Here is a 9,798-nt window from a genome sequence, read left to right on the forward strand (position 1 = left end):
CTCCGGCCGTTCGGGAGCTGTACGGACGGGCGGTCCCGGCCGGTGGGGGGCGGTACGGCCGGTGGGGCGGCCATACCGGAGCGACGGGGGGCGGCCGGCGACGACCGCCTCGGCTCGGTGCGGGCGGTCGGCCCCGGCCACCGGAGCGCGGCGCAGCCGGTGGAGCACGGCCGATGAAGCGCGGCCGTCCCGGAGCGCCGTGGGCGGCGGGCCGCGCCCCGGGGCGGCGCGGCTCACCGCCGGTCGGCCAGGGCCGCCGGCGCGCACCGCAGCCCGGTGAACCGGGCGGTGCACGCCTCCGAGAACGGCGCCTGGGCGAACAGCCCGAGCCGGACCTCCGGCGCGTCGCCGGGCCACAGGAAGGTGCGGACGAAGCGCCACTCCCCGGCCGCGTCCTCGCGGCAGAAGACGGCGTACCGCGCGCCCTCCCGCGTCACCAGCAGCCCGGCGCGCGGGCCGGCCAGCGCCGGCCCCGCGGCCTCGTCGGACCCGGGCCGGGAGACGACGGTGACCACCGCCCAGCCGCCGGCCCTGGTCCGCTCCACGCAGACCTTGAACCAGCCGCCGGAGCCGTGCACGACGATGCCGCCGGCGTCGCCGAACTCCCCTCCTTCGACGCTCACTCGGACGTGCGCCGTGTGATCGCCCGGGACCGTCCTGGACAGCGCGGGGACGCCGGACGCCGTGTACCAGCCGGGCATGGCGAACAGGTCGGCGCCGCGCCCGGCGCGGACCTCCAGGGCGGACGCGGTGCGGACGGGGGCGGTGCCGGGCCCCACCAAGGACCACCCGGGGCCGTCGAAGGGGACGGCGTCCCCCTCCGGCACCGGCGCGGGCGCCGTCACGGCGCGGTCATCCCGCCGTCGACGCTGATCGCCTGCCCGGTGACGCGGGGCGCCGCCGCGAGGTAGAGCACGAGATCCGCGATGTCCTCGGGGGTCTGGAACTCCCGCTGCGGGACCATCGCGCGCATCCGCTCCCAGCACTCGTCCTCGGTCTCGCCGGGCCGGACGAACTCGGAGAGGAGGTAATCCCACATGCCGGTCCTGACCATTCCCGGGCAGACGGCGTTGACGCGGATGTTCTCCTTCGCGACCTCCTGGGCGAGGGCGGCCGTGAAGCCGACGACGCCGAACTTGGCGGCGCAGTAGTGCGCGACCTTGGCGAATCCCGAACGGCCCGAAACGGAGGAGAAGTTGACGATGGAGCCGCCGCCGGAGGCGCGCAGCAGCGGCAGCGCCTCCCGCGAGGAGAGGAAGACGCCGTCGAGGTTGCCGGAGACCACGTGGCGGAACTCGGCGAGTTCCATGCGCTCCACCGGGGACACGTGGGTGACCCCGAAGGCGTTGACGACGGTGTCGAGGCGGCCGGGCCCGTCGGCGACGCCTTGGTAGAGGCGGCGTACGGCGTCCTCGTCCGTCGCGTCCACTTCGGCGGCCGTCACGGCCATGCCCTCGGCGGCGAGCCGGACGGCGAGTTCGCGGGCCTCGGCGTAGCCGGTGACGGCCGTGGAGCGGTAGTGGTTGTAGGCGGAGGGCAGCCGGTCGGTGTCGGCGGCCACCACCCGGGCGCCGTTCCGGGCGAGGGTCTCGACCACGGCCGCGCCGATGCCGCGGCCGCCGCCGACGACGAGCGCCACCTGGCCGGCCAGGCGCGTCCCGCGGTCGTTGCTGGTCATGGGGTGTCTCCTGTCGGTACGGCGCCCGCGGTGACGGGCGCGAGGGTGTACGTGAGCGGGGGCAGGACCAGGGCGTCCAGGAGCCGGGGGAAGGCCCGGTAGTCGGCCAGGTTGCGGTCCGGCGCGGCGACGAGGCGGCGCAGCGCCGGGTCGTCGCGGCCGGTGCGGTCGGCCCGCGCGTCGAGTGCGGTGGTCAGGGTGGCGTCGTGGCGTTCGAAGAAGGCGCGGAACAGGGCGGTGGCCTCGGCCGCGTCCGGGGCGGGTCCGCCGCGGGGCGCGACGCGTACGGCCTCGGGCAGGACGGTGTCGTGCCCGGCGGGGGCCGGGACGGGGTGCCCGGCGAGGGTGCGCAGGAACGTGGCGTCGGCGTAGGGGGTGGTGGAGCGCAGGGCCGCCGGGGCGATGTCCCGGGTGAGCAGCTTCTCCGCGAGAATGTCCTCGTCCACCCGGCCGAGCGGGCCGACCCGGCCCATGTCGAAGGTGCCGAGCGTGTCCAGGGCGGTGGGTACGAGGTTCTCGGCCGGCAGCAGTTCGACGGCCGGGCCGACGGCGGCGGCGAGCACCGGCACGCCGTGGGCCAGGGCCTCCAGGACGACGCGGCCGAGGGTCTCGCGGGAGGCCGTGCTGGGGAAGAGCAGGACGTCGATCGCGTCGAAAAACGCGGCGAGTTCCTCCTGTGGCCGGACGCCCTCCATCCGTACGGCGTCGGCGGGCACCCCGGCGCGGTCCAGGGCGGCGTACACCCCGGCGGGTTCCCAGCGGGGGTCGTTGGGCTTGCCCGCGCACACCAGGCGGACGGCGCCGCCGGACGCGCGGTGGCAGCGGGCGAACACCGACAGCACCTGGTCGAAGTTCTTGGCCAGCGACAGCGCCCCGAGGTAGCCGACGCGCAGCGGCCGGCCGGGCGGTGGGACGGGCCGGGGGGAGCGCCGGGGCAGCCGGTCCAGCATGGGGTAGGCGACGGCGGAGCCGCAGGCGGTGACGGAGGGGAAGTTCCGGATGAACAGCCGGCGCGTGTACTCGGTCGGGAACAGCGCCAGGTCGCCGGGCCGGACCAGGGGCGCGCACAGTTCCTCCTGCGCCCAGTAGCCGGACCAGAGGGCGGTGTGCACCTCGCGGACGATGCGGAAGTCGCCGCCGTGCGTCTCCCGCCAGTGGTGGTAGAGGAACGCGTACGGGCCGGACCCGGCGTACACCACGTCGTCGGCGCCGAGCCCGGCGACGCAGCCGGGGCCCGCGGTGAGGTCGTGCAGGGCGGCGGGGGCGCGGCGGGCGAGCAGCCGGGACATCTCGCGGTGCATGAGGACCGCCCCGTCGACGATGCCCTCGGTGTCCGGCGCCCGGTAGTCATGCGTATGCAGGCGCATGCCCGGCCTCCTGTCGGTCCTCCCGCAGCGCCGTGAGGCGTTGGCGGAGCTGGGGGGTGCTCATGCCGTGCAGGGCGAGCTGGTGCCGGTGGACGCGGGTGGCGATGTCCCGGCGTACCGCGTGCACTTCGACGGGCAACAGGTAGGCGGAGCGCAGCCGTTCGCCGAATCCGCCGTCCGCGCCGTTGTACTCGACGCTCAGGACGCGGCGGGCGCGGGCGAGCACGCCGAGGGCGGCCGGGCCGAGCCGGGGTGTGAGCGCGGCGCAGTGCAGGTGCGGCAGTCCGAGGCCGCGGTTGGCCTCGTCGACCAGGACGCCGGCGTAGCCGAACGTGACGACGACGGCGTCCGGGTCGCCGGCGTCGGGCGGGGTGAGCCAGACGCTCCCGTCGAGGTCGGCCGAGCAGTCGCGGGCCGGCGGGGTGATCGGGGCGTCGACGAGGCTGACGACGTGGGCGGTGGCGGGATCGTGGGCGAGCCGGTCCAGGCAGGCGTCGAACTCGGCGGCGGTGACCGGCTCGTACACGCGGGTGTGCAGCAGCAGGCCGAGCAGGTTGACGGCGTTGTGGGCGCCGCCCCACGCGCCCCAGCTCCGTCCGGCCAGGACGAGGAGGTTGCGGACGCTGGTGGTGGCCTCGGTGAGCATGCTCAGGGAGTCCATGTAGTACATGGCGTCGGTGGCGACGACCTTGGTGACGTGGTCCGGCAGGGACAGCGTCATGCCGGCGGTGAGCGTCTCGGCGAGGCCGGTGTTGGTGTACGGCACGTGGCCGCGCAGTCCGAAGCGGGCGGCCATGTCGGGGGTGAACACGGCCAGTTCGGCGCCGGAGCGGCGCCGGTGGGCGGCCAGCAGGCGGCCGGCGCCGGCGGCGAAGGACACCGGGCGGGGCGGTGCGGCCTCGCCCGCGTCTGCGGGCGGCCGGAAGCTGTGTTCGCCCTTGCGGGTGCGGCAGACGAGCGCGGCGGGGCCGGGCCGGGCGAGGAGCGTTCCGAGTGCCTCCTCGACGGCGCGGTCGTCGGTGCCGTCGGTCTCCGTGATCCGGCCGAGGTAGGCGGACAGATAACCGGTGTTGACGGGTTTCGCCAGGGGTTCGATGCCCTTGCCGTTGGCGTCCACGACGAGGAGGAGGTTGCGGAGGCCGGCGTCGTACGCGAAGCGCAGTGCCTCGAAGGCGGCGCCCTCGTGCAGTTCGCCGTCCCCGGCGAGGCAGACGACCTTGCGGTCCTCGCCGCGCCGCGTCAGCTCCCAGGCCAGGCTGACGGCCTGGGCCACGCCGACGCCGAGGCTGTACCGCATGGTGTTGCGGAAGCCGAGGTCGCGGTGGACGACTCCGGTCAGCCCGTCCTGGTGCAGGGTGGCCAGCGGGGCGAAGGGCAGGGTGCCGCGCACGTAGTGTTCGGCGTAGAAGGCGGGCGCGATGTGGCCGCGGCCGACGACGAGTTCGGCGGGCGCTTCGTGCCGTTCGCGGCCGTCGTCGACGAGCCCGTGGGCGAAGCAGGCGCGGACGAGGGGCAGCGAGGACAGGTTGCTCTGCAGGTTCCCGGAGCCCGCGATCTCGTGCATGCGCAGCAGGACGTCGGCGCTGTCGGTGTAGAGGCGTTCGGGGACGTGGGCGGCGATCTCGCGCAGGCCGTCCAGCAGCCGGTCCGCACCGGCCCGGTGGGCGGTTCGCGCGGACTCCATGGCGTCCAGTTCCCGGATCGCCACGGCGCGTTCGGCGGCGGTGAGCCGGGGCAGCGCCTCGCGGACGGGCGCCGCGAACCGCTCGTGGAGGCCGGTCACCGGGCGGCTCCGCAGACCTCGTCCAGGGCCTCGCCCAGGATGCGCGCGGTCTCGTCGGTCTCCGCCGTGGTGGTGACGAAGGCGGGCGCGAGGACCACCCAGTCGTCCTGGCCTCGGAGGATCAGGCCGCGGCGCAGACAGGCGGAGGCCACCCGCTCGCCGAGGCGTTCGCCGGGGCCGGTCAGCTTCACGCCGTACAGCAGGCCCGCCGCGCGCACGGTCCCGCGCCCGCCGGCCGCCTCGCGGAGCCGGAGTTCCGTGTACGCCGCGAGCTCGCGGATCCGGGCCGGCCAGCCGCCCTCGCGGAACAGGGTGACGGCGGCGAGGCCGGCCGCGGCGGCGAGCGGGTTGGCGGCGTAGGTGTGGGAGGGGGCGAACGACACCGGACCGCCCTCCTCGCCGAGCACGGCGGCGATGTGCCCGGCCATGAGCACGGCGGCCAGCGGCGCGTAGCCGCCGGATATGCCCTTGCCGGCGCAGAGGATGTCGGGGGTCACGCCGTAGGTCTGGGCCGCGAAGGGCTGTCCGGTGCGGCCGAAGCCGGTGACGATCTCGTCGAACACCAGCAGGACGCCGTGCCGGTCGCACACCTCGCGGAGGGCGGGCAGGTAGCCGTCCGGGGGGAGGGCCATGCCGCGCAGGTGGATGACGGGCTCCACGACGAGCGCCGCCACCGAGTCCGGTCCCTCGGCCTCGATGGTCCGCTCGATCATGGCGGCGGCGAGGGCGCCGGACCGCTCCGGGGGGACGTCCCAGAAGCTCTCCAGGCAGTCCGGCGGCCACACGTGGACGATGCCGGGCAGGCCGGGTCCGAAGCGGGTGGTGTCGGGGCGGCCGGTCAGCGACAGCGAGCCGAACGTGGCCCCGTGGTAGCCGTGGTAGTAGCCGAGGACCTTCACCCGGCCCGGCTCCCCGTGCGCGCGGTGGTAGAGGCGGGCCAGCCGCATCGCGGCCTCGACGCTCTCCGAACCGCCGTTGACCAGCTTGGCGGCCGTGATCCCGGCGGGCGCCAGGTCCACCAGGGCCCGCGCGAGGTCCAGCGCGGCCTGGTTGGTGCCGTGCAGCGGCGGGTTGAAAGGCAGGGTGCGCAACTGGTCGGTGACGGCGCTGACGATGGGCTCGCAGTCGTACCCGAAGCAGGTCACGAAGACCCCGGACAGGGCGTCCAGGTAGCTGCGGCCCGCCGCGTCGGCCAGCCGGACGCCCTTGCCGGACGTGAAGAGGAGCGCCTCGGGCGAGTGCGGGACCTCGAAGCAGAAGGCCGACAGGTCGGACGGCCAGGAGGACAGGGGGTGTCGGGGGTCGGTGACGGCTTCGTCGGTCATGGAGGCTCCTGGTGTGAGAGGTGCGGCCGGGGGCCGGTGGTGCCGGACGGGACGGGGGTTCTCTGGAGGGGGTCAGTGGACCCGGAGGGGGTCAGTCGGCCCGCGGGCCGGTCAGCAGCCGGTGCGCGGTGAGCCGGCGGGCCGGGGACAGCAGGTCGAAGTAGGCGAGCCACTGCGGGGACGGCAGGCCGCGGTCGAGGATGTCCTTGGCGATGTCCACGATGACCGGGAGCGAGTGCGCCGTCAGGACGGGCATGAGCAGGTGCTCGTCCCCGGGCCGCAGCAGGCCGCGGCGGCGCCCGGAGCGAAGCAGCCCGGCGAGGACGTCGCGGGCCGCGCGGGTGTCGTCGCCGCAGGCCAGGACGGCCGTGTCGGCGATCCAGGCGAGGTCGAGCAGCCGGTCGCCGACGTGCAGGTTGTCGAAGTCGAGCACGGCCAGGACGCGTGGTTCCCCGCGCGGGTCGAGCAGGAAGTGGTGGATGTGCAGGTCGCCGTGGACGACGGAGGGGCGGGCGCCCGCGTCCGGTGCCTCCCGCAGCAGCGGCTCGGCCGCGCGGAGTTCGCGCAGGACGCCGGCGGCGGCGCGGTGCCAGGGGTCGGTGCCGCGCTCGGCCTTGGGCAGCAGCCGATCCACGGCGTCCCGGAATGCGGTGGGCGGGTGCTCCTCCTCGACCAGCGACGGCAGGCGGAGCGGCGCCAGTTCCCCGGCCACGTCCGGGGGGAGGGCGTCCAGGGCCTCCCGCAGGTCGAGTCCGGTGGCGACGACGGCGGCGGCCCGCTCCCGGCCGCCGCGCGCCGGTACGCCGGGGCAGTGGGGGGTCAGTTCGCAGGGCACGCCGTCGTGCTCGACGGCGGTGCGCCCGTCGGCGGCGGGCACGGCGGGCGGCACCGGCACCCCCCGCCGGCGGCAGTGGGCGGCCACCCGGTCCTTGAGGGGGTAGAACGGGCCCGGCCGTACCGCTTCGGCGTTCAGCCGCACCTTGAGCACGTGGTCGACGTGGCCGCCGGGGCCGCCGGGGCCGCCGCCGGGCGCCGCGACCCGCCACAGGCCCGCCGTGTGCGTGAGCGGGGCCGCGCCTCCGACGGTGAGCGGGCTCAGGCGGGCGCCCGCCCAGGGCTCGCCCCAGTGGGCGGCGAGCGCGCCGCGCACCCACTGCTCCGTTCCTGCCGGGGCGGTGACGGACATCGGGGCTCCTTTCCCTGCCGGTTCGCGGCCGACGGAGCGGCCGGTGCGGTGGTCTCCGCGGGAAAAGAGTGACGAACGCGGACGGCGGGCGAAGGGATTCGGGAACCACTCTGCCCTTTGTTCTCCGGACGGTGCCCGTATGTACCCGAGTTCAGATCAGCCCGGAACGGATGGCATAGGAAACCGCATGCGCGCGGTTGCGTACCTCAAGGCGTTCCATCATTCGGTACAGGATGTTCTTGACGGTCCGCTCGGAATAGGCCAGCCGGTCCGCGATTTCGGCCAGTTCCCGTCCTTCCGCGATGAGCCGCAGAATGTCGGCCTCGCGGGCGGTCAGCCGGCGGGCGGAGGCCAGTCCCTGCGGAATGAGGACGTCGCGGTACGCCCGCTGGACCTGGTCGAGCAACTGCCCCTGGAGGTCGGCCGGCAGGCAGCCGCCGCCGTCGCGCAGCTGGAGCAGGGTGCGGACGAGCGTCTCCGGCGTCGTGTCGCGCCGCCACAGCACCGCGCGGACGCCGCATTCGACGGCCAGGGCGACGTCGGCCTTCCAGCGGGTGCCGGCGATGACGAGGAACGGTCCCGTCCGCCGCTCCGCCGCCAGACCGCGCAGGACACCGAGGGTCTCGCCGCTCACCGTGTCGGCCGCGAACACCGTGACGTCGGCGTCGTCCGGCCGAGGGCGGACGGTGCCGGCCGGGGCGTGGCGGTGGTCCGTCTCCGGCCGGGAGACGTCGGCCGGCGCGTCGTCCGGGGCCGCCACCGTCACGCGGTCGTCGATCTCCAGATAGCTGGCCAGTCCCGTGTACGTCAGGTGGTCCGCGGCGTGCAGGGCGACCCGCAGGGGCGCGGCGGCCGCCGCCCGGCGGACTTCACGCCGTCGGCTCTGGGCGGACCCGCGTCCGGACTGCGTCACGACGCGCCGGTCGGAAGCCACCGCATGAAGCCCTAAAATTGGCGTGCTCATTTCACTCTCCCGTTCCATGGGGGGGGACCGCGGGGAATTGCGGGAACCGTGCCACACCCCCCTTGCCTGGTTCTCCCGCGCCTTGCGCACGGCTTGTCCGGCCGCTTGAAGCGTCCTTGAAGGCCGCTTGGCCCGGCTGACGACCTGTGCGAAGATCGCCTCGCGACGGGGTCAACCGTTCGAAATGCCGCGCGGCCGGGCCGGAGGAAAGCGGACGACTGATGGCAGCTCCCGAAGACCAGCCGGCCGCGGACGCGCGCCGTGACTCCCCCCGCCCCCGCCTGTGGCTGCTCGGACCGATGGCCGCCGACACCGGCGGCCACGCCGTCGAGCTCGGCCCGCCGCGCCGCCGCGCGCTCCTGGCGCTCCTCGCGATGCGGGTCGGACACGTCGTGCCGGCCCGGCAGTTGACGGAGGAGCTGTGGTGCGGCCGGGTCCCGGACCGCGGCCCCGCCTCCCTGCACAGCTACATCTCCCACCTCCGGCGCTCCCTGGCCCCACCGGCCGCGTCGCCCGGCTCCGGCCCCGCCCCAGCCTCCGCTTCCGCTTCCGCTTCCGCTTCCGCTTCCGGTGCGCGGAACCGGCTGATCCGCCGCATGGCCACCGGGTACGTCCTCGGCCTGCGCCGCGAGGACGTCGACACCTGCCGTTTCGAGGACGCGGTGGCCGAGGGGCGGGCGCTCCAGCGCGACCGGCGGCACGCCGAGGCCCGGGACGTCCTCGGGGCCGCCCTGGGCCTGTGGCGCGGCACGCCGTACGAGGAACTCCCGGACTACCCGGCCTTGTCGGAGGAGGCCGAACGGCTGGCGCGCCTGCGCCTCTCGGCGGTCGAGACCTGGGCCGACGCCTGCCTCGCCCTCGGCGACCTGGAGGCGGTGGCCGAGCTCGACGCGGAGGCCCACGCGCACCCGGGCCGTGAACGGCTGGCCGGCCAGGTGATGACGGCCCAGTACCGGCTCGGCCGGCAGGCCGAGGCCCTGCACGTCTACACCCGCACCCGCGACTGGCTGGCCCGCGAGCTCGGCGTGGGCACGGGGGAGGAACTGCGCCGGCTCCACCAGGCCATCCTGCGCCGGGAACCGGCGCTGTCGGCGGTGGGCCCGGCGGGCGGGGCGGCGCCCGTGGGGGCGCCGGTCCCGGACGCGCCGGGCGCGGGGGTGCCGGGGCCGGGTCTGCCGGGTCCGGACGCGGCGGGCGGTGACGCGCCTCCGGGCCTGCCGGTCCCGGGGCAGCGGGGTGCCGAGGCGCCGGTGACGGGAGCCCGGGTTCCGGGGCGGCCCGGCACCGGACCGAACGGCACCGAGCCCGCCGGCGCCGAGCCGGCCGGCGCGTCCACGAGCACCGGCCCCGCGGCCGGCGTACGGCGGCCCGGGCCGACCGACGTCCCGCCCGCACCGGCGGTGCCACAGGCCACGGATCCACTCACCGCCTCGCGAGCCACGGCCCAACCCACCCCACCCGCCGCCGGCCCGCAGGCCGCGCCGCCGGAGGCGGC

8 protein-coding genes are annotated in these 9,798 nt (G+C 75.9%); 1 reads left to right on the forward strand and 7 read right to left on the reverse strand.

What is annotated here, in order from left to right; genetic code table 11:
- Positions 1-233: 233 nt before the first annotated feature.
- From ACSNOK_RS25810 to ACSNOK_RS25840, 7 genes are all read right to left on the reverse strand, one after another.
- Positions 234-845, reverse strand: a complete 612-nt coding sequence (locus ACSNOK_RS25810; RefSeq protein WP_436783166.1) for a DUF1349 domain-containing protein — start codon at positions 843-845, stop codon at positions 234-236.
- Positions 842-1,678, reverse strand: a complete 837-nt coding sequence (locus tag ACSNOK_RS25815; protein WP_436783167.1) for an SDR family NAD(P)-dependent oxidoreductase — start codon at positions 1,676-1,678, stop codon at positions 842-844. The genes ACSNOK_RS25810 and ACSNOK_RS25815 overlap by 4 nt, the downstream gene beginning before the upstream one ends.
- Positions 1,675-3,045, reverse strand: a complete 1,371-nt coding sequence (locus ACSNOK_RS25820; RefSeq protein WP_436783168.1) for a glycosyltransferase — start codon at positions 3,043-3,045, stop codon at positions 1,675-1,677. Before ACSNOK_RS25820 ends, ACSNOK_RS25815 begins: the two co-directional genes overlap by 4 nt.
- Positions 3,026-4,828, reverse strand: coding sequence for a 1-deoxy-D-xylulose-5-phosphate synthase N-terminal domain-containing protein (locus ACSNOK_RS25825; RefSeq protein WP_436783169.1), 1,803 nt, complete (start codon positions 4,826-4,828; stop codon positions 3,026-3,028). Before ACSNOK_RS25825 ends, ACSNOK_RS25820 begins: the two co-directional genes overlap by 20 nt.
- Positions 4,825-6,153: an aminotransferase family protein gene (locus tag ACSNOK_RS25830; protein WP_436783170.1), complete on the reverse strand. Its 1,329-nt coding sequence runs from the start codon at positions 6,151-6,153 to the stop codon at positions 4,825-4,827. Before ACSNOK_RS25830 ends, ACSNOK_RS25825 begins: the two co-directional genes overlap by 4 nt.
- A 91-nt stretch (positions 6,154-6,244) precedes the next feature.
- Positions 6,245-7,339 (reverse strand): phosphotransferase family protein, encoded by a 1,095-nt coding sequence (locus ACSNOK_RS25835; RefSeq protein WP_436783171.1) that lies wholly within the window; start codon positions 7,337-7,339, stop codon positions 6,245-6,247.
- Between the two features lie 151 nt (positions 7,340-7,490).
- Positions 7,491-8,252: a response regulator transcription factor gene (locus ACSNOK_RS25840; RefSeq protein WP_436783172.1), complete on the reverse strand. Its 762-nt coding sequence runs from the start codon at positions 8,250-8,252 to the stop codon at positions 7,491-7,493.
- A 272-nt stretch (positions 8,253-8,524) separates the two neighbouring features.
- Here ACSNOK_RS25840 and ACSNOK_RS25845 point away from each other — a divergent pair.
- On the forward strand, positions 8,525-9,798 hold a 1,274-nt coding region (locus ACSNOK_RS25845), incomplete at its 3' end, for a BTAD domain-containing putative transcriptional regulator (protein ID WP_436783173.1).

It is taken from the genome of Streptomyces sp. URMC 126 (genome assembly GCF_051386555.1).
GTDB lineage: Bacteria > Actinomycetota > Actinomycetes > Streptomycetales > Streptomycetaceae > Streptomyces.